This window comes from Actinomadura sp. RB99 (assembly GCF_014706005.1).
Lineage (GTDB): Bacteria > Actinomycetota > Actinomycetes > Streptosporangiales > Streptosporangiaceae > Spirillospora.
Window position 1 is genome coordinate 205185 of the sequence record NZ_JABMCA010000004.1, and the last position, 21406, is coordinate 226590.

The 21406-nt window shown below is 70.2% G+C and carries 22 protein-coding genes; 13 read left to right on the forward strand and 9 right to left on the reverse strand.

Annotated features, from left to right (window positions below; all coding sequences use genetic code 11):
• The first annotated feature begins 49 nt into the window (after positions 1 to 49).
• On the forward strand, positions 50 to 781 hold the full coding sequence (locus tag amrb99_RS05875; RefSeq protein ID WP_190853255.1) for an acetoacetate decarboxylase family protein: 732 nt from the start codon (positions 50 to 52) through the stop codon (positions 779 to 781).
• A gap of 135 nt (positions 782 to 916) precedes the next feature.
• Entirely contained in the window at positions 917 to 2251 is a 1335-nt protein-coding gene (locus amrb99_RS05880) for an MFS transporter (protein ID WP_190853257.1), read from the forward strand.
• Positions 2252 to 2262: 11 nt separating this feature from the next.
• Here the strand turns inward: amrb99_RS05880 and amrb99_RS05885 are convergent, their stop codons facing one another.
• The 3 genes from amrb99_RS05885 to amrb99_RS05895 all read right to left on the reverse strand — a co-directional run bounded on the left by amrb99_RS05885 (position 2263) and on the right by amrb99_RS05895 (position 5695).
• Positions 2263 to 2664 (reverse strand): hypothetical protein, encoded by a 402-nt coding sequence (locus amrb99_RS05885; RefSeq protein ID WP_190853259.1) that lies wholly within the window; start codon positions 2662 to 2664, stop codon positions 2263 to 2265.
• 122 nt (positions 2665 to 2786) lie between these two features.
• The gene (locus tag amrb99_RS05890) at positions 2787 to 3272 is read right to left on the reverse strand and encodes a PH domain-containing protein (protein WP_190853261.1); all 486 of its coding nucleotides are present in this window, start codon (positions 3270 to 3272) and stop codon (positions 2787 to 2789) included.
• Between the two features lie 176 nt (positions 3273 to 3448).
• Positions 3449 to 5695 (reverse strand): hypothetical protein, encoded by a 2247-nt coding sequence (locus amrb99_RS05895; RefSeq protein WP_190853263.1) that lies wholly within the window; start codon positions 5693 to 5695, stop codon positions 3449 to 3451.
• A 265-nt stretch (positions 5696 to 5960) separates the two neighbouring features.
• Here amrb99_RS05895 and amrb99_RS05900 point away from each other — a divergent pair, with 265 nt between their 5' ends.
• Positions 5961 to 6530: an RNA polymerase sigma factor gene (locus amrb99_RS05900; RefSeq protein ID WP_190853265.1), complete on the forward strand. Its 570-nt coding sequence runs from the start codon at positions 5961 to 5963 to the stop codon at positions 6528 to 6530.
• Positions 6523 to 7647: a hypothetical protein gene (locus tag amrb99_RS05905; protein WP_190853267.1), complete on the forward strand. Its 1125-nt coding sequence runs from the start codon at positions 6523 to 6525 to the stop codon at positions 7645 to 7647. The genes amrb99_RS05900 and amrb99_RS05905 overlap by 8 nt, the downstream gene beginning before the upstream one ends.
• Positions 7648 to 7713: 66 nt before the next feature.
• On the opposite strand, the gene amrb99_RS49910 is transcribed toward amrb99_RS05905, so the two are convergent.
• The gene (locus amrb99_RS49910; protein ID WP_206699810.1) at positions 7714 to 8073 is read right to left on the reverse strand and encodes an EamA family transporter; all 360 of its coding nucleotides are present in this window, start codon (positions 8071 to 8073) and stop codon (positions 7714 to 7716) included.
• Between the two features lie 33 nt (positions 8074 to 8106).
• Here amrb99_RS49910 and amrb99_RS49915 point away from each other — a divergent pair, with 33 nt between their 5' ends.
• Entirely contained in the window at positions 8107 to 8247 is a 141-nt protein-coding gene (locus amrb99_RS49915; protein ID WP_206699811.1) for a hypothetical protein, read from the forward strand.
• Positions 8248 to 8351: 104 nt separating this feature from the next.
• On the forward strand, positions 8352 to 9374 hold the full coding sequence (locus amrb99_RS05915) for an LLM class flavin-dependent oxidoreductase (protein WP_190853460.1): 1023 nt from the start codon (positions 8352 to 8354) through the stop codon (positions 9372 to 9374).
• Positions 9375 to 9409: 35 nt separating this feature from the next.
• On the opposite strand, the gene amrb99_RS50655 is transcribed toward amrb99_RS05915, so the two are convergent.
• Positions 9410 to 10678: a barstar family protein gene (locus amrb99_RS50655; RefSeq protein WP_190853269.1), complete on the reverse strand. Its 1269-nt coding sequence runs from the start codon at positions 10676 to 10678 to the stop codon at positions 9410 to 9412.
• A 43-nt stretch (positions 10679 to 10721) separates the two neighbouring features.
• Here amrb99_RS50655 and amrb99_RS05925 point away from each other — a divergent pair, with 43 nt between their 5' ends.
• Entirely contained in the window at positions 10722 to 11198 is a 477-nt protein-coding gene (locus amrb99_RS05925; protein WP_190853272.1) for a DUF6624 domain-containing protein, read from the forward strand.
• Between the two features lie 45 nt (positions 11199 to 11243).
• On the opposite strand, the gene amrb99_RS05930 is transcribed toward amrb99_RS05925, so the two are convergent.
• The gene (locus amrb99_RS05930) at positions 11244 to 12254 is read right to left on the reverse strand and encodes an SAM-dependent methyltransferase (protein ID WP_347256549.1); all 1011 of its coding nucleotides are present in this window, start codon (positions 12252 to 12254) and stop codon (positions 11244 to 11246) included.
• Between the two features lie 407 nt (positions 12255 to 12661).
• Between amrb99_RS05930 and amrb99_RS05935 the strand changes: the two genes are divergently transcribed.
• Positions 12662 to 13339 (forward strand): DUF4328 domain-containing protein, encoded by a 678-nt coding sequence (locus tag amrb99_RS05935; protein ID WP_190853275.1) that lies wholly within the window; start codon positions 12662 to 12664, stop codon positions 13337 to 13339.
• Between the two features lie 128 nt (positions 13340 to 13467).
• Here the strand turns inward: amrb99_RS05935 and amrb99_RS05940 are convergent, their stop codons facing one another.
• On the reverse strand, positions 13468 to 14217 hold the full coding sequence (locus amrb99_RS05940) for an SDR family oxidoreductase (protein ID WP_190853278.1): 750 nt from the start codon (positions 14215 to 14217) through the stop codon (positions 13468 to 13470).
• 23 nt (positions 14218 to 14240) lie between these two features.
• Positions 14241 to 15155: an alcohol dehydrogenase catalytic domain-containing protein gene (locus amrb99_RS05945; protein ID WP_190853282.1), complete on the reverse strand. Its 915-nt coding sequence runs from the start codon at positions 15153 to 15155 to the stop codon at positions 14241 to 14243.
• Between the two features lie 150 nt (positions 15156 to 15305).
• Here amrb99_RS05945 and amrb99_RS05950 point away from each other — a divergent pair, with 150 nt between their 5' ends.
• The 5 genes from amrb99_RS05950 (at position 15306) to amrb99_RS05970 (ending at position 20648) form a co-directional block, all read left to right on the forward strand.
• Complete coding sequence (locus tag amrb99_RS05950; RefSeq protein WP_190853285.1) at positions 15306 to 15866, forward strand: MarR family transcriptional regulator; 561 nt, start codon at positions 15306 to 15308, stop codon at positions 15864 to 15866.
• A gap of 665 nt (positions 15867 to 16531) precedes the next feature.
• Positions 16532 to 17761, forward strand: coding sequence for a hypothetical protein (locus amrb99_RS05955; protein ID WP_190853287.1), 1230 nt, complete (start codon positions 16532 to 16534; stop codon positions 17759 to 17761).
• Positions 17762 to 17846: 85 nt separating this feature from the next.
• Positions 17847 to 18515 (forward strand): hypothetical protein, encoded by a 669-nt coding sequence (locus tag amrb99_RS05960; RefSeq protein ID WP_347256556.1) that lies wholly within the window; start codon positions 17847 to 17849, stop codon positions 18513 to 18515.
• A 272-nt stretch (positions 18516 to 18787) separates the two neighbouring features.
• The gene (locus amrb99_RS05965) at positions 18788 to 19663 is read left to right on the forward strand and encodes a helix-turn-helix transcriptional regulator (protein ID WP_190853291.1); all 876 of its coding nucleotides are present in this window, start codon (positions 18788 to 18790) and stop codon (positions 19661 to 19663) included.
• A 133-nt stretch (positions 19664 to 19796) separates the two neighbouring features.
• Positions 19797 to 20648, forward strand: coding sequence for an oxidoreductase (locus amrb99_RS05970; RefSeq protein WP_190853293.1), 852 nt, complete (start codon positions 19797 to 19799; stop codon positions 20646 to 20648).
• A 281-nt stretch (positions 20649 to 20929) separates the two neighbouring features.
• Here the strand turns inward: amrb99_RS05970 and amrb99_RS05975 are convergent, their stop codons facing one another.
• Positions 20930 to 21325, reverse strand: coding sequence for a VOC family protein (locus tag amrb99_RS05975; protein WP_190853296.1), 396 nt, complete (start codon positions 21323 to 21325; stop codon positions 20930 to 20932).
• Positions 21326 to 21406 lie beyond the last annotated feature (81 nt).

Genomic DNA, 21406 nt, shown 5'->3' on the forward strand with positions numbered 1-21406 from the left:
CCTCGGTGAGGTAGTCGTCCGTCTCCTCCGGCGGCCTGCTGAAGGCGTAGTGCAGCAGGTCGTCCCCGAGCGTCCGCAGGATCTGCAGCGCCGGCGGCCGCAGCAGGAGCTCGCCGACTGCACCCGCGTCCTGCTCGCCTGCCGGGGCGAGGACGGGCTCGCCGGCAGGCTGCTGCCGACGCCGCTGGAGCCGGCCGGCGACGTCATCCTGGTGAGCTGGCTGCTCATCGGCGACGTCGACGGCTACGCCGGCAGCAAGAACGTGGCCGTCAGCGTCCCGGCCCGCGTGGGAGAGCACACCGGCAAGTGCTGCGTGCTGGAGTACATCGACCTCGACATGGGCCTCGCCGCGGGCCGCGAGTACTGGTCGTACCCCAAGAAGGGCGGCGACTTCGTCTGGGAGCAGGACGGCCCGCGCCTGCGCCTGGACTGCCGCCGCCACGGCGACCTGCTGTTCCGCAGCACGGTGACCCTCGGCGACGAGGCGGCCGACGGCTGGCCCGACGAGGTCGGGTACCCGCCGATCGGGCCGTCCAGCCTCCAGGTCCGCCACTACGCACCCACGCCGTTCGGCGTCCCCGACCACGCCGACGTCCTCCGGATCGACTACCCCAACTCGGTCCAGTACGAGAGCACGCGGGCGACCGCGACCCTGGAGGTCACCAGCGGCCCCCGCGACGACCTCGACGTCCTCGGCGGGCTCGACGTGCTGGCCGCCCGCGTCGACCGCCACGCCTTCGACTTCCCGCTCGGCGAGGTCGTCGACTCGCGGGCCATCTGACACGCTCCCCCGCGCACCACGTCCCCCGCCCCGCACGGTCCGGCCGTCGCTCCCGTCCCGGAACGCTCGCCCTATCCGCTTCTTCGAACGGTGACCCCCATGAGCCCATCGCCACCTTCCGTGACACTGGACGACATGCCGCTCCGGCCGTTCCACCTGAGAACCGCCGCCATCGTCAGCGGCGGCACGTTCATCGACGGCTACCTGCTCGGCGCCGTCATCTTCGCCTTCCCCGCCATCCCCGCGGGCTTCGGCATGAACTCCTGGTGGGACGGCCTCGTCGCCGCCGCGCCGCTGCTGGGCGTCGTGATCGGCGGCATCGTCGTGGGCTGGCTGACCGACCGCGTGGGACGCCAGCGGCTGTTCACCTTCGACCTGCTGCTCCTGCTGGTGGGCTCGGCGCTCCAACTGTTCGCCTCCGGCCCCGCGCAGCTGGGCGTGGTCCGCCTCGTCCTCGGGCTCGCCGTGGGGGCCGACTACGCCATCGGCCCCGCGCTGCTCGCCGAGTTCACCCCGCGCAAGCTGCGCAGTTCGGTGATGAGTTCCCTCAACGCGCTCTGGGCGGTCGGCTACCTGGCCGCGGCCGTGGTCGGCTACGTGATCGTCCGGGAGGCCGGGGACGAGGGGTGGCGGTGGGCGCTCGCGTCCAGCGCGGTGCCGGCGGCCGTGGTGCTGCTGATGCGCGTCGGCGCGCCCGAGTCGCCCCGCTGGCTGATCAGCAAGGGCCGCGGCGCCGAGGCGCGGGCCGTCGTGGACAGGTGGCTCGGCTCCAACGTGTCGCTCGACGAAGCGGCGGACACCGCCGAGCAGCGTCCCTGGCGGGACCTGTTCGGCCGCGCGATGTGGCGCCGGACCCTGGTCGGCGGCCTGTTCTGGACGGCGCTCGCGGTACCGAACTTCTCCCTGTTCGTGTTCCTCCCCGACGTCCTGAACGCCTTGGACGTCCGCGACGAGTTCTGGGGCACGGTGCTGCCGCTTGCCTTCGCGGTGGTGGGCTCATTGCTGGGGCTGGCCGTCCTCCCCCGGATCGGCCGCCGTCCGGCCCTGCTGTACTCGATGGGCGTGCTGGCGGTGCTCAGCCTGTGGGTCGGTCTCCTGCCGGGCCCCGCATGGTTGACGATCATCGTGTTCGTCCTGTTCGCGGTCGTCCTCGCGCTGGCGGGCAACCTGGAGTTCATCTACCCGAGCGAGCTGTTCCCGACCGCGCTGCGCGCCTCCGGCCTCGGTGTCACCGCGGCGATCAGCCGCGTCGGGGCGGCCGCCGGCACCTTCCTGCTCCCGGTGATGCTCGACCACGGCGGAGTCGGCGCCGTGATGGTCGCCACGGCCGCGACCCTGCTGCTGGGCATGGTCTTCACCGCCCTGTGGGCCCCTGAGACCAATGGCGTGAGCCTGGAGGAGGCCGGCGCCCCCTCCCCCGCCTCAGGTGCCGAGGACCGCGCGACGCCATCCGCCAGACCGGCACCGTAGGAGACGGCGTCCTAGGCGACCTTCGTGATCTTGCATTCGATGCCCGCGGGTCCGATCGGAGCTTGCGCCGCGGTGGTTCCGCCGAAGGTCGTCGAACCTCGAACCTCGAAGGTCTGCAGGCCGATCCGCTGGTGAGAGGCCGCGTCCAGAACCTCGACGGTGACCGCGTAGCGGGTCGCATTGCCCGTGATCGTGCCGCTGACCGTCACCGTGCCCTGCGATCCGGACGTGTTCACCTGGCATTCCACGTGGGTGCTGTAGCTCTTCGGGCCGAGGGACTGGGCGCTTCCTCCCTGCCCACCGATCAGGTACAGCACGGCGAACAGCCCCAGGACCCCCGCCAAGCCCAAGGCGAAGATCAAGTACTTCCGCCGCCCGGGGCGCGGACGCGAGCCGTGATCGTCGTTGGCCATGGTCCACTCGTGCGTCGGCATCGCTGTCCCGTCACCCTGTTCGATCCTGCTAGGCGAAATCTGCGCAGGTCAGCATATAGCTCAGGACGTGTGGCTTGATCTTGTTCACTCCGGGATGGCCGCTACGGGCGGGGACGCGGGTGCCCTGCCGGGTCTGTAAGGCGCGCGTAGAGCCTCGCCAGGCCGGGCGGGGTGTAGGGCGGGGGTGTGGAGTAGCGCTCCCCGGAAGCCGGAGGAGCGAACACCCCGACCGGATAGAAGAAGATCCGGCGCTCGGCGTCGGCCGTGCGCAGGTACACCTCCCAGTAGCGCAGCGATGCGTGCAGGGTGATCTCGGTGACGTCGTCCCAGGCGTAGCGCCAGCGGCGCAGTGCACCCACGACCGTGACGCCCTGGTCGTCGACGATGGCGCGGCTGCGCAGCGCGCCGACGGCCGTCACGAGGGCCGCGGCGAGAACGGCCAGGAGGAGGATCGCGCCGAGCGTCTCCAGGTACGCCAGACCCCGGAGCAGTGCTCGCACCAGCAGGCCGGCACTGACGGCCAGGAACACCACCAGCGCCGTCATGATCAGCAGATAGCGGTGACAGCGCACGGTTCGTTGTTCCATGCGCCAGATGTCTAGCAGCTCAAGGACCGGTCGCACGAACCCGAGTCGCCGGCGGACGATGCCTGACCAGGCGGGTTCCGGATCCCGGGGCACCGATCCCCGTCCGCAGATGGGCCTCTGCGTGCAGCGGCCCACTGGTGCACGGTCATGGCCGAGACATCCTCCTAGGACGGTTCCTAGAAGGAATTCCGGAATTTTGCGACCTCCTTCGCGAACCAGTCGAGCCGGTCGGCGATGTACGAGCTGCGCAGGTCCTCGACCACCGCGTCGAGCAACGCCCGGTCGCGGTCCGCGCCGAGATTCGCCATCAACTCGCTCTCGTGCTTGTACGTCGCTCCGAAGTCGGCCAGAACAGCGAAAATTTCGAGGACGTCGCGCCAGAACATGGTGGGGTCGATGCCGGTGGCGCGCCAGTCGGTACAGGTGAAGCGCAGCATCGCGGCGGAGGCATCGTCGCCGAGTACGCCGTAGGAGTCGTCGCAACGGTGGAAGGCCAGCGAAGCGGCGGTGAGCCCGGCCCGGCGGACGGCCAGCAGGACGGGCGGATCGTCGGCGTGCTCGTCCTCCAGTTCGTTCAGCCTGTCGAACAGGGGACTGACCTTCTCCAAGGCCGAAACGCCCCAGCCCGGAGCTTCGAGGTCGAACGGAGCGGCCGCGGAAAGTCGTTTGTAGAACGGGCGCGGTGAGACCGGGTACAGATCCCAGCTACCGAAGTGCGCCCGAACGATGTGCCGTTGGCTCGGGGTGTCGCGCATGGCGGGTGAATGGTCCTTGTCCCGGACACCCGTGCCCTTCTTCACCTTCGACCGTGCCTTGGTCAGCGTCTTGCGGTCGGTGGCCAGAGCACCGGCGAGATCCGCGGCGGTTCTCCCGACGGCGGTGAGACGCTTCCTGAGGTCGACCAGGTGCGACCACATGCGCTCGGCGAAATCCCGGTTGGCGGGTTTCGCGAAGAGGCTCGCGTCGAGTTCGTCCCAGTCGCCGTTGTGGTCCGCGACGCACACGGCGCTGAACCACAGGTCCCAGTATGTCCACTCGGCACCGAAGGCGGTGTTCCACACTTCCGGCCCGTAGACGGTGGCCTTCTTCGGAGTCGCGCGAATGGGCTCCTCCGTTTTGACCGGCGCACTCCGGCTTTCGTGCACGGTGGCGAAGAAGTGGACGAGGGCGAGACCGTCGGCATCGGTCCCGGGCGAAGGGTACTTCTGGCGCCCTTTGACGACTTCCCAGTGCGGGGGCATGGTGCCGTAGGGGTCCTCGGAGTAGTCGAGGCGCCAGCCGTCGGGGAGGCCGGCGCAGAACGGCATGGCCAGCTCGGCGAGGTCCCGGCTGGGGCAGGTCGGTCCGTTGGGCGTCACCGACCAGCCGGGGCGCGGCCGCCCACCGGAGGCGGGCATCGTCGTCTCGACCAGGGCGCAGTCGCGCCGGTGCCGGAGCGCGGCGTCCGCACGCGCCACCGGCCTGGGCGCCGCGATCTCCCGTTCGGCCAGAGCACGGAACTCGGCGCGGGCGGCGCCCGGGTCGGCGCCGGACAGCAACCGGGCGGCGAGGTCGGTGACCGGCCAGGTCACCAGGGCGCCCGAGTCCGCGAGGTACACCCCCACCGTGCGGACGCCATAGAGGTCGCCGGTGTCGAGCCACGCGTGCGCGACGAGGTGCCGGAGCCGCCGGGCCACCTCGGCCGCGCCGCCGAGGCTGACCGCGACCAGCGTGTCGCCGATCATCAGGTCGCCCTCCGCGAGCCCGTGCACGAACACGGGCTCGGCGACGCCCCGCATGGTGCCCGGCCGGCCCAGCCGGGCGCCCAGGGCGCGGGGCAGCTTCCGGACGAGGCCGACCAGCTCGCGCACCTCGTCCTCAGGGACGCTCCGGTGAATCTGCTCGACGGTGGCGTCCGCCTCCGGCAGCACACCCGCCTCGAACCGGGCCAGCATCAGGCAGAGCCGCGCCAGCCCCGTCTCCGCGCCGCCGATCACGCCGACTCTCGAGTGCGCGGTGAAATAGCGCCGGACGCGGTCGATCAGCTCGGACAGGACCGCTTCCACCGGACCGGGCTCCGGCGGGCTGGATAACGCGATGAACGCTTTCCTCAGGTCCCGTTCCCGCAGGCTGTCGACCCACCCGTACGTAGTGGGCCGCATATCGGCGGCCTTTTCCCGGAAGGGCGGGACCAGTTGCGCGTGCGATGCGTACCGCCGCGCCATGCGGTCCGCCCACCCGTCGGGAACGACCGCCTGCAGGCCGCGCAGCGCGCGATACGGCGGCGCCTGTTGCACAAGAGCGCCCATGCGCAGGGCAAGTGCCCGCTCGGTGCATTCGCCGTGCGCTCTGCCGGAACCGGCCGGCAACCGCGCGGCCACCGTCGGCGCCCCGGTGAACGCACGTGCGCACCATTCGCCGACGGCACCGGCGTCCAATCCCACAGAGCCCACCATCGCGCACCTTCCCTGCAGTGACCGGGAGCCATCGACTCTAGGGCCTGTCCGGTGGATCCCGGTGTTATGACCCCGCGGCCACGGCCGTCGAGAGCCACCGCGTCGCCGCGTCCCCCCGTGAGCGTCCGCACGCAGCCGTGCGTCCTTGGCCTCCGGCACCGTTCCCGGGCGAGCGGAGGATCATTTTCCTGTCTCAGTGATATCGGGCCGGTTTTGCTCACTTCTCAGTGTGACGGGATTGGACGAGCGTGGCGTGAGCGGTCGGGAGCCTCGCGCCGAGCGCGCGGACCGGGGGTCGACCGAATGGTTCGACGAGCTGTTCGGCCGGTACTTCGCCCGCGTGTACGCCTACGCGGTGACGCGGGTCGGCGGCGCGCTCGCCGAGGAGGTGGCCAGCGAGACGTTCGTCATCGCGTGGCGGCGGCGCGACGTGGTGCCGGACGTCCCGCTGGCCTGGCTGATCGGCGTCGCGCGCAACGTGATCCGGGAGCAGTGGCGGCAGGAGGTGCGGCAGGACCTGATCGCCGCGGAACTGCATGCCTGGGCGGCGACCTCGCCGCCGGTCGCCGGGGACGTCGCCGAGCTGATCGTCGACCGGACCGTCCTGCTGCGGGCGCTGGCCGCGCTGCCCGAACGGGACCGCGAGGTCCTGATGCTGCTCGGCTGGCACGGGCTGTCGCCGCGCGAGGCCGCCGAGGTCCTGGGTTGTTCCCGGCCCGCGCTCGCCATGCGCGTCCACCGGGCGCGCCGCCACCTCGACCGCCACATCGACGACGCGGCGCGCGACGCGGATCCGGGAAGTGAAGGTGACACCGATGAGTAGGAAGACTGATCTGCTGGCGACGATGGCGGCCGTCCGGCCGGACCGGCTCGACCCGCCCGCCGATCCCGGACGGCTCGAACGCATCCGCGCCCGCGCGATGTCCGGACCGGAGCCGGGCCGGGTCCCCGCCCGCGCGCCCGGACGGCGCGTCCGGTACGGCGGCGCCATCGTCGCGGCGGCGGCCCTGGTCGCCGGGCTGATCGTCGTAGCACGCCCGACCGGTCAGGACACCGATCCGCCGTCGGCACGCCGAACCCTCCTCGCCGCCGCCACGACACTCCAGGAAGGCGACACGGCGACCGGACGGTACTGGACGGCCGACCTCAGCACCTACACCACGGCGAGCTACCTGGGCGACGCCGCCGCGGGGCCGCCGCCCCCCACCGCGAAACCTCTGTACCGCTTCTCCTCGACGTGCCACGCTCGGCTCTGGGCAGCCCGATCCGGGCGCGACACCAGCTGGCTCGTCGTCGATGCGGTCACCGACCGGAGGCTGAGCGGCGCCGACGAACGCGCCTGGCGGCGGGCCGGCGCGCCGCGTCCCGGCACGTGCGAGATCCACGGCATGAGCGTCGGGCTGCGGACGGCCCCACCCGCAGCGCTCGCCCTGCAACGCACCATGCGCACGACCCGGCAGGAAGAACCGACCTATCCGAGCGCGGCGGGCGCTCCCATCACCCTCGATCAGATCGCCGTGCTGCCCACCGATCCCACGGCGCTCAAGACGGCGCTGGACGAGCTGTGGCTCGGCTCCACCACCCCGGCGACGGAACCGAAGGCCGGCCGGACTCCCCCGCCGGACGTCACGTTCCAGCAGATCACCGACCTGCTGGTCGGCGCCCCCGCGCCGCCCGCCGTCCAGGCCGCCCTGTACCGAGTGCTGGCCGGCCTTCCGATCGACCGCAGCCATGGAACCGTCACCGACCGCCTCGGCCGCCACGGCGTCGCCTTCTGGACCGCCACCGGAGCCATGGACACCAGGCTGATCATCGACCCGCGGACGGGACGCCCCCTCGCCGTGGAGAGCCGCCTCGCGGGCGAGCTCGACGGGTACACCCTCGTCCGCCGTCAGGGCTGGACCGACACCGTCCCCACCCTGCCCGCCCACCGCCTCTGAGGCCGGGGCCGGTGTCGGCGATGGCCGCCCTTGCCTGATCGGGAGCGATGAGAGGCAGGATCCGGGTCAGGTGAGGGCCGGCAGGCTGACCGCGACGGCGGCGGTGCCCAGTCCGGCGATCTGGACGCGGCCGATCCGCTCGCGCAGGACGCCGCGGGCGAGCAGGACCGTCCCGGCCGGGTACAGGGCGACGATCACCGCCACGGCCGACAGGTCGCCGCTGCGCGCGGCGAGCAGGATCAGCAGGTTCGCGATCGAGTCGAGCACCCCGCCGGCCGCCGACCAGCGGGGCGACTCCGCTACCGCCGGGCGCCTGCTGCAGCCAGCTCCACCACGAGGCTCGCGGACGCCAAGGAGATCGGCGCACCCGTAGGCCAGCGAGCTGGTCAGCGCCAGGGCAACCGCAACCTCGCCACTCTGGTCCACCTGGCCGACACCCTCGGCATCTTCGTCCCTCTCATGCAAGGGCCGCCGGAAGACCGCGCCGTTCGCATCACCACCGCCGACCAGATCACCCACGCCTACAGCGGCTCCGGCACCAGTCCCTGCGACCTGATCACGACGGTGCAGCTCCCGCCCAGCCCCGCGCCGGCACCCTGAACGGAGGGGTCCCACTGGGCTGGGTGTGCGACGGTCGATGATCGTGGCACGGCCGTGGTCAGGCGTCCAGGAATCTCGTGGGCGTCGGGACGGTTGACGACGGTGTGAAGAAGATCGGTTTTCTCTCGTTCGGTCACTGGAGTGACGGCCCGGGCTCGCAGACCAGGTCCGCGGCGGACGCGCTGCTGCAGTCGATCGACCTCGCCGTGGCCGCGGAGGAACTCGGCGCCGACGGCGCCTACTTCCGGGTGCATCATTTCGCCAGGCAGCTGGCCTCTCCCTTCCCGCTGCTGTCCGCGATCGGTGCGAAGACCTCGCGCATCGAGATCGGCACCGGCGTGATCGACATGCGGTACGAGAACCCGATGTACTTCGCCGAAGACGCCGGGGCCGCCGACCTGATCTCCGGCGGGCGGCTGCAACTCGGCATCAGCCGGGGATCGCCGGAGCAGGTCATCGACGGATGGCGGTACTTCGGATACGACCCCCCCGAGGGCGACACCGATGCCGACATGGCGCGCAAGCACACCGAGGTGCTGCTCATGGTGCTGCAGGGCAGGGGCTTCGCCGAGCCGAACCCGCGGCCGATGTTCCCCAATCCGCCCGGGCTGCTGCGCGTCGAGCCGCACTCCGAGGGCCTGCGCGACCGCATCTGGTGGGGCTCGAGCTCCAACGCCACCAGCGTGTGGGCGGCCAAGCTGGGCATGAACCTGCAGAGCTCCACGCTCAAGGACGATGAGACCGGCGAGCCGCTGCACGTCCAGCAGCGCAAGCAGATCGAGGCCTACCGGCAGGCGTGGAAGGACGCCGGGCACGAACGTACCCCGCGCGTCTCGGTGAGCCGCAGCATCTTCGCGCTGACCAGCGATCTGGACCGCGCCTACTTCGGCCGGAGCGCCGACTCGGACGACCACATCGGGATGATCGACGAGAAGACCAGGGCGGTCTTCGGACGCTCGTACGCGGCCGAGCCGGACGTGCTGGTCAAGCAGCTCGCCGGCGACGAGGCCATCCAGGCGGCGGACACGCTTCTGCTCACGGTTCCCAACCAGCTCGGCGTGGATTACAACGTGCACGTCCTGGAGAACATCCTGACTCACGTGGCACCCGAGCTCGGCTGGCGCTGAGGACGCTCCCGCCCCGGCCCATCGCGTGTCGATGTTCAGCGTAGTTCGACGTCGATGCCGTGGGCGGTGAGGATCTCCAGGAGTGTGTCGAGGGGCACCGCCGGCGCGTGTCGGTGGCGGTCGTGGCCGGCGATGAGGTGCCGGCGGGCCACCGCCGAGTCGTGCCAGACCAGCCGGAAGGGAGCCGCGGCGCCCCACTTCCCGCTCAGGCAGTCGTCGAGGGCGTCCAGGTTCCAGCCGAAGTAGCCGCCTGGGCCGTTGATCGCCTCACCGATGGCGCAGTAGAAGCCCTCGATGTCGGTGACGAAGCGGCCGTCGAGGTGGAAGACGGTTCCTGCCCGCTGGTCGGGGTCGTTGTAACGGTGATGGGCCAGCGCCACGCCGGCCCACTCGTGCCGCAGCGTCCGGTCATAGCGCGCCCACAGGTTGCGTTCGGTGGGCCGACCGGTGAACCACAGGTCCACGATGTCGCGGGTCGCGGCAGGGTGCGGTTCGCGTGCGTCGGCGGCGATGGTGACGTCCAGGAGGTCGGGACCGAGCGCGGACGGGACGCTCGACATGACAGTGCCGGACACGTTGCCGCCGACCAGACGTACCGCCGAACCGTCGGCGGCGACCGCTCCCACGTCCGCCGACATCCGGCGGCGGCGCAGCCCGGCCTTCGTCGTCTGGTGTGCCGCAGCGATCGCGGTCAGCAGCGGCGGCTCGGGCCGGCAACCGACCAGGGTGATGTGCGGTACCGGCGGCTCGGCGGGTTCCCGGAACAGGCCGGTGATGTCGGCGCAGACACCGCACGGAGCGCCGTCCGGACCGCTCAACACCAATCCGATGACGTCGTCAGGACGGGCGACACCGTCGGTGCGGTCCTGCACATCGGCCAGGCCCTCCAGGTCGATGTCGAGGTGTTCCGGGGACGTCTTGGACGGCCGGTGGCCCACGACCGTCACGTCCAGCAACTGCTCACCGATCCAGCCGCGCCGTGCCGCAGGGTCATCGGGTCTGGACGACAGCCAAAGGTTGCCCAGCCACGCTCGTTCTGACCCCGCGGTGGTGGAGGCCGGCGAGTCGATCACCGAGGCGAGCGCGCCGTCCGGCACGCAGTCCAGGAGGGTGAAGCGTTCCCGCGGACGGGGCGGCAGGTCGACGAACAACCCGTCGATGTCGGCGCACAACGCCAGGGCGTCGTCGTCGGGGAACTGCGGTGTGCCGGTGAATCCGACGAGCAGCCAACGCGGTGGAAACCGCCGGTCCCACGTCCACCGCCGCTGCCACGGGTCGCCGGATCGGTCCAGGCGGTCGGTCATGACCCCCGACCGTACCGGGAGCCCGGAGAGGGATAGTGGGGTCGTGGATCGGAGACTGCGGGCGGATCTGCTGCGCCGGGCCGCGCGGGACCAGAGGGTCCGCGCATCGACCCCGCAGACCTTCCTCTCGCCTCTCAAGGCCCTGCGCTTCGTCTGGGTCGACGGCGGCAACACCGCGTGGCTCGACCGCGTCGTCCGGCGGCGGGAGTGGCCCGGGACCGCGCTGGTCGGGAGGGACGCGGCCCACGCCGCCTGGCGGCTCGCCCAGCACGCCGACTGGCGCCGGCGGGCGCAACGCCGTTTCCTGCGGGCCATGCGAGAGGCGGTGGAGCGCGGCGACGCCGATCCGAAGGATCTCGCCTACCTGGAGGATCGCGTCCGGGTCAATGCCGGCCTGCCTCAGCGGTACGGCACCCAGTACGGCATGACCGCGACGGGGTACGGACCGCGGCCGATCGAGGATCCCGACGGACTGCACGACCGCCGCGCCCGAGTGGGCCTGCCGCCCATGGCCGAATAGGAGGCGGAAACGCGCCGCCGCCTCGACGAACGGCGTGGCGTGGACTCAGATTTTGCGGCCGATGCCGCCGTAAAGCCATTTACCGACATCCTTGGCCGGCCTGTCCGTCTTATCGTCTTCGGGATTCCACGCGTCGATGGTGACCAGACCCGGATCGACGAACTCGAAGCCCTCGAAGAACAGTGCGATATCCGCCTTGCCGCGAAAATAGATGGGCGTCGGGGTGGCCGCGTAGGCAGCCTCGATCTGCTCGACGGCCGCCGCGTCGTGCCCTTCCGTCGTCACGTGCGTCGCGGCGAGATGGCTGCCCGGCGCCAGGGCGTCGCGCAGAGGCGCCATGACGCCTTCTCGCTCGTCCAGCGTGAGGAAGTGGGTCATGGCGATCATCAGAACGCCGACCGGAGCGGAGAAGTCGATCAGACCGGTCGTCGCGGCGTGCTCCAGGACGTCCGCGGGCCGGCGCATGTCGGCCTGGGCGACGGTGGTGAACTCGTTGGTCGCGAGCAGCGCGCGCCCGTGCACCAGCACGATCGGATCGCTGTCGACGTAGACGACGCGGGCGTCCGGGACGATCTCCTGCGCCACCTCGTGGGTGTTGCCGACGGTCGGCAGCCCGGAACCGATGTCGAGGAACTGGCGGATTCCCCGGCGCACCATGTACCGCACGGAGCGGCGCAGGAAGGAGCGGTTCTCCAGGGCCAGCTCGCCGATCTCCGGCATGGCCCGCGCGACCCGGTCCGCGGCGTCGCGGTCGACCTGGAAGTTGTCCTTGCCGTGCAGGTAGTAGTCGTACATGCGGGCGACACTCGGCCGAGTGGTGTCGATCTCCGGTGATGGACCGTCCTCGGGCACGAATGGCCTCCGCTCAAGATCAAACTGTTGTGCGTGTAGCTTAGCCACGGTGCGGCAGGAGGCCAACTCCGTTGAGACGGCAGTGTCGCCGTCCGACGCGCTGAGCAGGTGTCGCCACCGCCGGTGCGGCAGCGCCGCCAGCGACGTCCAGCGCAGTGAAACGGCAAGCTGATGCTCCTGTACGCCGATCTGATGCCGCAGCACCAGAACTATCGGCGCTCTTTCTTTACGGCTGATCGAGTCCCATGGTGGAGCCCCGCCGGCCCGTCGATTTCATCCGCATGGACATGGTTTTCGGCAGTCACATCGGCGGTGAGACAGCGGTAGTTCGCCGCCCGGACGCAGGCCGTGGCCCCGCCGCTCAGCAGCTCGAGAGGGCACGTTCGGGGCCGTCGATCTCGGTCGGCAGCTCGGTTCGCGTTCGGCCCGAACGAGAAACGCGACCCTCCGTAGTTGCGGTGAGCTACATCGGTTTCCGGAATCGGACGCGCCGAAATTACCGGCGGCCTGAGCCGTCACTGTCTTGTGATCTTCGTGCGGTTCCGCGCACCGGCCGCTTCTGCAAAGATCACTTTTCGTTTTCCCCCGGAGGCGAAAGGTACGGTCCACCCGTGACGCATCAGATCATCAAGCCGCCGCGGGCGGCGGCGCTGGCGGCGCTGGCCGGGCTCGCCGCGAACGCGCTGCTGCTCGCCGTCCTCGCCGGGACGGCGATCTGGGCGATCGCGCTGCTCAGCGGGGGCGGCGTCACGTCGACGGCCGACCGGGTGTGCGACGTCCTGGCGGTCGGATCGGCCGCGGAGTACGGGCTGACCCTCCTCACCGCCGTCCCCGTGATCGTCTGGCTGTGGCGGGCACGGACGAACGCCGACGTCATCGACATCCCGGACGGCTGGGGCCGTCCGTGGGTGATCTTCGGCTGGTTCGTTCCCTTCCTGAACCTGCGCGTTCCGCGCGCCATCGTCGGCACGGTATGGCGCGCCAACGCCCCGCCCGGCGCGTCGATCTGGCAGGTCAACGCGTGGTGGGCGACGTGGCTCGTCTATCTGGCGGGCGTCCGGCTGTCGTCGCGGCTGACCCTCGCCGGTACCGGAGGGCACATCGGCAACGTGCTCACCCTCTATGTGCCGGTCGCGGTGGACGGGGTGGCCGCGGCCGTGTTCGGCGCGCTGGTGGTGTGGCGGCTCACGCGTTTCCAGGAGGACCACGCCGTCCGCCTGGCGGCGGCCGTTGCGAGCGCGCCCGGTGTTCACGGGCACGCTCTTGGCGGTGATCCCGCACCGGCCTGAGCGGACGCCGGGTCCGGCGGTCGGCGATCGAACCCGCCGACGCTCTTTGCTCATCGCCCGTGTGTCCGGAGCGGTCCCGCATGGGACCGCTCCGGACAGCGCCGGGCTCAGCCGGCGGCCCCGGGGGACTACTGCTGCTCGTCGCCGCCGTCGGCGAACAGTTCGCTGCCGGTGACGAAGCTGCTCTGGTCGGAGGCGAGGAACAGCACCGCGTTGGCGACCTCCTCCGGCCGTCCCGGACGGCCGAGCGGCAGGGCCTCGCCCAACTGCCGCACGAGGTCGTCGGCCGCGGCCTCGTCGGGGGCCAGGCCGCGCAGCCCCTCGGTCTCGATCGGGCCCGGCACGATCGTGTTCACCCGGACGCCCCGGTCCGCCAGTTCCACGGCCCAGGTGCGGGCGAACGACCGGATCGCGGCCTTGCTCGCGGCGTAGACGCCGAACGCCGCCGTGCCGCTGGTGGCCGCGGTCGAACCGGCCAGGATGACCGACGCTCCCGGGTTGAGCAGCGGAAGCGACTTCTGCACGGTGAACAGCGTGCCGCGCACGTTGATCGAGAACGTCTCATCGAAGTGCTCGGGGGTGACGTCCGGCAGGGGCGCGAACGAGCCGCCGCCGGCGTTGGCGAACAGCACGTCGAGGCCGCGTCCGTGCCGGCGGATCTGCGCGAAGATCTCCTCGAGGTCGTCGGCGCGGGACACGTCGCCGCGCACTCCCCGGCCGTTGGCTCCCAGCGTCTCGACGGTCGCGTCGAGTTCGGCCTGGCGGCGCCCGGTGACGAAGACGAACGCGCCCTCGTCGGCGAACCGCTGCGCCGTCGCCCGACCGATCCCCGATGTACCACCGGTGACCAGGGCGACCTTGTCGTCCAGCTGACCCATGATCGATGCTCCTCTCGGATGTCTCAGGCCCGCGCGGACAGCAGGACCTTGGTCCGCAGCCCGCCGGTCTCCAGCTCGCGGTGGATCCTCGCGGCGTCGGCCAGCGGCGCGACGGTCCGGGACCGCAGCGTGATCTCTCCCGTGGCCAGCGCCGTCATGACGTCGCGCAGCCGTTCGTCGATGCGCGGGCCGTCCGGTCCGGACAGCCGGACGCCGAAGTCGGCGGCGTGCGGGTCGGACAGGGTGACCACCCGGCCGGGCCCGCCGGCCAGCTCGACCGCGGCACCGAGCACGCCGGCGCCGGACGCGTCGATGACCGCGTCCACCCGCCCGGCGGCCGCCCGGACGTTCGCCGCCAGCGCGGGACCGTAGGCGACCGGGGTGGCGCCCGCCTTCTCCAGGAGGGCGAAGTCCTCGGGACGGACCGCGGCCAGCACCCGGGCACCGCGCGCGGCCGCGAGCCGGGCGGCGATCAGCCCGACCGACCCCGCCGCCCCGACGACCAGCACCGTCTCGCCAGAGGCGACGCCGACCTCATCGACCACGCGCGCCGCAGCCTCCCCCGAGGCCGGTAGCGCCGCGGCGTCCTGCAGACCGACCTGCTCCGGCACTCGCACCCAGTGACGGGCCAGTACCTGCTCGGCGTAGCCGCCGAGTCCGGGGAGGAAGACGGCGACCGGGTCACCTGGCCGAACGTCGTCCACGGACGGGCCGACCGCGTCGACCGTGCCGGCCGCCTCGAAGCCGAGGACCGACCCGGGGTGCGCGCCGAACGCGCCCTTCAGCCGCCCCGACCGGATCGCCAGATCGGTCGGGCCCACCCCGGCGAACGCGATGTTCACCCGGATCCGCCCCGGCCCCGGTGACCCGACCTCCACCTCGCTCGGGACCAGCACCTCGGGGGCTCCGTAGTCACTGAGCACGATCGCCTTCGTCATCACCGTCTCCATCCGCCGCCCTTGCGGCTTTACGTGATGTGTCACGCATGCCCTAACGTGATGTGTCACGTAAATAGTCCCGGCGCGTCTTGCGCACCTGGTTGGCTAACCTGAGCGCGACGCCGGTGATCTCGCAGAGGGGCAGGCCGCATGGCGAAGGCGAAGGACCGGCGGGACCGCGCGGACGGGTCGGCGCCCCGCGAGGCCGGTGGTCTGACCGCCGAGCAGGAAGCGACCTGGTTCGCGTACATGCGGGTGGCGCTGCGCCTCAACTACGAGATCAACCGCGAACTGCAGGTCGACGCCGACCTCTCCCACCAGGACTTCCACGTCCTCAACGCGCTGGCCGACTCCCCGGACAGGCGACTGCAGCTCAGCGACCTGGCGATCCGGATCGGCTGGGAGCGCAGCCGGGTCTCCCACCAGGTGCTGCGCATGGAAGCGCGCGGGTTGGTCGAGCGCCGCCCGTCGAGCAGCGACGCCCGGGCGACCGACGCCGCGCTGACCCCGACGGGCGCCGCGGCGCTGCGCCGCGCCACCCCCGGACATGCCGCCCTGGTGAAGCAGATGTTCTTCGACGGGCTCGACCCCGACCTGCTCGCGCCGCTGCACACGGCCCTCGATCAGATACACGAGCAGATCCTCGCCCGCGGCACGCTCCCTCGGCCCTCCGGCCGCCAGTCGCGCTGGACCAGCCCTGACCAGGACTGACCTCTCCCTACCGGGGTCGACGGCATGCGCTTCGGACTCAGGGGACGACGCCGCCCCGGCGCCCTTGGCGACGGGAGGCCAGCCAGTGCAGGGCCTCGGCCTGGAACGGGACCTCGGCTTCGAGCTGCCAGAGGACGCCGATCCCGACGCCGAGGGCGCGCCGTTCAGGCTGGATAGGTCGGCCTACGTCTGGAAGGCGTCGTTCGAGCGGCTGTTCCTGCAGACACCGGTGATGGTCGCCAAGTGCCGCCCAAGCCTGCGCGGCGTTCCGTCCGCTCGGCCTTGGCGCGCTCGGCCATGCCCTCGTACACATGCACCTCGTACGCGACGACGGCTGCGCACCGCCACCAGTTTCCCCCCGCCTGCCGCGACTCAGTAAAGGCCGCGCCCGCGAAGCGCACGTCGGCTCTCACGCGACCTGCGCCGCGTCGACGATGGCCGACAGGGCTCCGGCGTCTTCGAGAAGGCCGTGCACACGCTCGCCGAACTTTGTGAATATGCCTCCGGGCGCCGATCACCGTTCAGCCAAGTCGTGACCGACCAAAAGGTGATAATCTTGCGTCCTCTACCGTCCGGAAGATCAGGGAACGGGGCGAACGGACCGGCAGGCATCCGGTCGGCTCTGCGGGTTCGTGTCCCAGAGCGCGAATGGCGGGTACAACTCAATGTCCACGACGGAACCAGCAGAAGCCTGCCTTGAGGATATTCGCACCATCTTGGTTGCGCCTTCGACGTTGCGAGACCATGACTTGATCCGGGACTTTTTCGGATCCGTGATCACGCAAGACGATCTGGCTTCTGGTTCCCCCGACCTCGCACAGAAGACCATCTACCTGTGTGGTGACGTATCCGGTATCAGCGGCCACCAACTGCAGACGGCGGCCCGGGTATTCGTTATCCGGGAGCTTTCCCACGGGTATCACGAGGACGGTGACGAACCTTGGCCCCTCATCGACCTCGGTCGGGTTCCCATCCGCGTACACGGCGCCGGCGTGTACTATCGGCGTTTTTTCGACCTCGACTCCGATCACTTCAACCGGATCCGTGCAGAGCATGAGTTCCAGTCCCTGACGGAGTCCACCAAACCCGGAACGGCCCATCGCAGCGGAATCTATCTGACGCCGGTCACGCGAAACGGCGACGAACTGCATTTCCGCCTGCTCCGGTGCTCAACGAATCTGTCCGGGCCGACCGAGGGCTTTCGCTCGACCGACACGCGCATCGTCGAGACACTGAACCGCGAGGCCGCCGCCGTCTTCCGGAACCAGGCGCAGCTGAACCACGTCCTCGCTCAGATCTACCACAACACCCCTGCCACGGACGAACGTAGGCAATCCAAGGCCAAGATCTCAGCACATGCCGACAAGACCAAGGACATGCCCGTCAACGGCATCATGGCCTTCTGTACCTTCTATGACCGGCTCGACAAACTGCAACCTCTGGCCGAAGACCCCTTCGACTACGGCGTGAAGGGTGCGAGCGGTCTGACCAAGCTCCACTTTCGCCTCAAGGAGCCGACCGGAGAACGCGACGGGGTCGCGTTCCCTCCGCAGTTCACGGTGACTCTCTATCCCGGATCCGTGTTCTTCATGCCACTGTCCATCAACCGCCTGTACACGCACGAGATCCGCCCCTCGACGTTGGACGCCGAACTACTCCCCACCCGCTTGGGATATGTGGTGCGCTGTTCGAGCGCCGAAGCCGTCCACAAGGACGGCTGCATATTCCTCAAAGTCGACGGTGATCTGGTGAGGCTGGAGCCGCCCACCCAGGCAGGCATGAACGAACTGCGCAGACTGTACGCCGAGGAGAACAAGACCTCGTCCTTCATTGATTACGGCGACGCGTTCTTCTTCAGCATGAACACGGGAGACTACAGTGCCCCCCAGGTCTAGCATCTCGACTGAGATCCTTTCGTACGCCTTGCCGTCCGGAGGGAACCTCTTCGCAGAACTGTCAGCGTCGATTCGCTTGGAAGACGTGGGAAAGGGTCGGCGCGGCGGCGTGCTCACCAGGGTCGACGAGGCGGGAGGCGTGCCTCTCGTACGTACCACCACTCAATACAGCAGCCCGACGCAGCGTTTTCGCGCGGTCCACGAACGCCTAGCTCAACAGATCCAAGAACGTGCGGCACTTCCGGTCGGCTTCAACAACGCTCTCATCGAGAGCTACACGAACGCTTACAAAACCATGAGCAGCCACTCCGACCAAGCCCTCGATCTGGCCGACGGGTCGTTCATCGCCGTCTTCTCCTGTTATCAGCACGCCGAAGCGAGCCCTTCGAGGAAGCTGATCTTCGAATCGAAGGGGGGCGGTGACGAGAAATTCGAGATCACCCTGGGCCACAACAGCATCGTCGCATTCTCCACCGACTCGAATCGGCGACTCAAACACAAGATCGTACTGGACCCGTCCGCCCAGGCGACCGACAACCAATGGCTAGGCGCGACCTTCCGGACGTCAAAGACCCTCGTTCGGTTTCGTGACGGGCACGCATTCCTTCCGCAGGGTGCGCGCCTCACGTTGGCCGACGAAGAGCAGAGGCGCGACTTCTACCGGCTACGGCGCCGTGAGAACAACGAAACGGACTTCGTCTATCCCCCGCTGACGTACACCATCAGCTGGAGCGATCTGATACCGCCCATCTGAAGTGGGCAAGAACGCCGCGCTCACCGAGAAGTACATCCGCGCAGGTCAATCGGCATGTTCGTAACTCGTTGAGGATTCCGCCCAGATGCTGCCTTCCTCGGATGTGCAGATGGGCGATGCGCTCGGCGCTCGGCGCTCGGCGCTCGGCGCTCGGTGGAGACGTTCTCGGCGGGCCTTGCCGAGCCTCGCGGCCTCGCATGGCCTGGTGCGTAGTACTGGCGGGGCCAGCTACGCCCTTGGTGATCGGCCGGGCGGCTGAGCAGACTTGGGGCATGGGCAAAAACGACTTGGGCGACTTCCTGCGGGCCCGCCGTGCTGGACTCACGCCGGATGAGATCGGTCTGCCGGTCGAGTTCGGCGCCGGTCGCCGGGTCGCCGGTCTGCGGCGGAGTGAGGTCGCACAGCTGGCCGGGATGAGCACCGAGTACTACACCCGTCTGGAACAAGGCCGCGCCCGGCAGCCGTCCGAACAGGTACTGCATGCCCTTTGCGACGCGCTGCGGTTCGATGACGTCGAGCGGCGGCATCTGTTCGCCCTCGCGGGCGCCATGGCCGGGCACAGGGACCGGGCCGAGCCCTCGTCGCGGCTACGACCGGCGCTGCGGCAGGTGCTGGAGTCGATGGATCTGGCTCCTGCTTTCGTCAGCGACCGGAACCTCACCGTCGTCGGCGGGAACACGATGTGGGCGTTGCTGTTCCCTGAGGTGGCCGAGCTGCCGCGCCGCGAACGCAGCATGGCGCGGTGGACGCTGCTGGATCCGCGTGCTCGCCTGGTGTGGCGCGACTGGGAACGCGTCGCCCGCGACTACGTGCACGGGTTGCGGATGGCCGCCGCCGCCCAGCCCCGAAACCAGCACATCGCCGGCCTGATCGGTGAGCTGATGATGCGCTCACCGGAGTTCCCGGCGTGGTGGTCGGAACACCGCGTCCAGGAACGCAGCACCGGCCTGAAACGCCTTCACCACCCTGTCGCCGGTGACCTGGAACTGCAGTACGAGATCTTCACCTCGGTCGCCGACCCGGGCCAATCGCTCGTGGTCTACAGCGCGCCGTCCGGCTCGCCGTCTCAGGAGCGCCTGCGGCTGCTGGCCAGCTGGGGCAGCGAACCCGCGACCGCGACCATCCGGGACACCGCCGCCGAGTCCTGACGACCGCCCGAACCGGGCGATCCGGCACCGACACCACCCAGCCAGCCAAGACCCCGCCATACCCGCGGGGTCGATGCCGCCGTGCCCACGCACGCCCCGCGGCCTGGCACTCGTCCACGAAAGGACCTCTGTAGTGAGCAAGACATTCCTGATCACCGGCGTCAGCACCGGCCTCGGACTGGCCATCGCCCGACGCGCCCTGGCGGCCGGGCACCGGGTCGCGGGCACCGTGCGCACCGAGCAGCACGCGACCGCCTTCCGGGCCCTGGATCCCGACCGCGCCCGGGCCTTCGTCCTCGACCTGTCGGACGCGGACCGGATCGACCCCACGGTGCGGGCCGCCGAAGCGGAGCTGGGCCCGGTCGAAGTGCTCGTCGCCAACGCCGGCTACGGGCTCGAAGGCACCTTCGAAGAGTCATCGATGGCCGATGTGCGCCGCCAGTTCGAGGTCAACGTGTTCGGGACGGTCGCGACCGTCAAGGCGGTCCTGCCCGGCATGCGGGAACGGCGCGGCGGCCACATCTTCGTGATCACCTCGATGGGCGGGCACACCACCTTCCCCGGACTGGCGTTCTACGAAGGCAGCAAGCACGCCCTGGAAGGCATCACCGACACCCTCGCCCAAGAGGTCGCCCAGTTCGGCGTGCGGGTCACGGCCGTGGCCCCCGGCGCGTTCAAAACCGACTGGGCAGGTAGGTCACTGGTCCGCGCACCGCGCGGCATCGCCGACTACGACGCGCTGTTCGACCCGATCCGGGCCCGCCGCCAGGCCCTCGCGGGTCAGGGCATCGGTGACCCCGACCGCGCGGGCGACGCCATCCTCGCCCTCCTGGACGCGGAGAAGCCTCCCGTGCACGTCCTGCTCGGCTCGGACGCAGTACGCCTGGTCGCCGCCGGGCGCCAACGCGTCCAGGACGACTTCGACGCCTGGGAGGAACTCAGCCACTCCACCGACTCCACCGAAGGCGGAGTCACCGTCGCCTGACGCTGGACGATCCACCAAGACGGCATGAGCGGAAGGCGTTCTGTGTCCGGCAGATGATGGGTGTCTGGTCCGTCGTCAGTCCCCGTCTGCCGACCATGCCGGACTTCTCCTACTCGCCGCGAGGCCGAGGCTCACCGACTGCGGCGGGCCTCGGCCTCGCGGACCTGCCCGCACTCGTGGCGGGCGGCGCCGCACAGTAGGCGCAGCATCGGCACTGGACGGCGATCGTCCACACCCAGCGGGCAGGATTTCGCGAAGCCCGCGCAGCGGCCGGTGGCGGCTCAGCGCGGTTCGCCGGTGATGATCCACAGGTGGCCGAACGGGTCGCGGACGCGGCCCGAGCGCTTGCCGTAGGGCCGGTTCTCGATCGGTACGACCACCTCGGCGCCGTGAGCGACCATGCGCTCCCCGACCGCGTCGGGATCGTCGACCTCGATCTCCAGAAGGACCGGGGAGCCGCCGAGATCGCTCGGTGACAGCCATCCCCACGAGGCGACGGCCGGCGAGACGCGGAAGAACGAGCCGCCGACGCGGTGGTCGACCACGGCGGGCCTGCCGTCGTCGCCCGGCGGAGCGCGGAACACCTGCTCGGCGCCGAGGGCGTCCCGGTAGAAGGCCGACGCGAGATCCGGATCGGGCACGATGACGCGGGCGAGGATGTCGATGGCTGCGCTCATGCGTCCAGGGTGGTGCCGGGCGAAGCCGGAGTCTTGAACGATTGGGAACGGATCGCACCGGGAACGGATCGCACCCCACAT

Bases quoted from the DNA above. Each gene is read 5' to 3' on its own strand.
- amrb99_RS05945 (WP_190853282.1), bottom strand. From the start codon at position 15,155: ATGACGAAGGCGATCGTGCTCAGTGACTACGGAGCCCCCGAGGTGCTG.
- amrb99_RS05890 (WP_190853261.1), bottom strand. From the start codon at position 3,272: ATGGAACAACGAACCGTGCGCTGTCACCGCTATCTGCTGATCATGACG.
- amrb99_RS05955 (WP_190853287.1), top strand. From the start codon at position 16,532: ATGTCCACGACGGAACCAGCAGAAGCCTGCCTTGAGGATATTCGCACC.
- amrb99_RS50655 (WP_190853269.1), bottom strand. From the start codon at position 10,678: ATGACCGACCGCCTGGACCGATCCGGCGACCCGTGGCAGCGGCGGTGG.
- amrb99_RS05940 (WP_190853278.1), bottom strand. From the start codon at position 14,217: ATGGGTCAGCTGGACGACAAGGTCGCCCTGGTCACCGGTGGTACATCG.
- amrb99_RS05950 (WP_190853285.1), top strand. From the start codon at position 15,306: ATGGCGAAGGCGAAGGACCGGCGGGACCGCGCGGACGGGTCGGCGCCC.
- amrb99_RS05885 (WP_190853259.1), bottom strand. From the start codon at position 2,664: ATGGCCAACGACGATCACGGCTCGCGTCCGCGCCCCGGGCGGCGGAAG.
- amrb99_RS05905 (WP_190853267.1), top strand. From the start codon at position 6,523: ATGAGTAGGAAGACTGATCTGCTGGCGACGATGGCGGCCGTCCGGCCG.
- amrb99_RS05880 (WP_190853257.1), top strand. From the start codon at position 917: ATGCCGCTCCGGCCGTTCCACCTGAGAACCGCCGCCATCGTCAGCGGC.
- amrb99_RS05975 (WP_190853296.1), bottom strand. From the start codon at position 21,325: ATGAGCGCAGCCATCGACATCCTCGCCCGCGTCATCGTGCCCGATCCG.
- amrb99_RS05965 (WP_190853291.1), top strand. From the start codon at position 18,788: ATGGGCAAAAACGACTTGGGCGACTTCCTGCGGGCCCGCCGTGCTGGA.
- amrb99_RS49915 (WP_206699811.1), top strand. From the start codon at position 8,107: ATGCAAGGGCCGCCGGAAGACCGCGCCGTTCGCATCACCACCGCCGAC.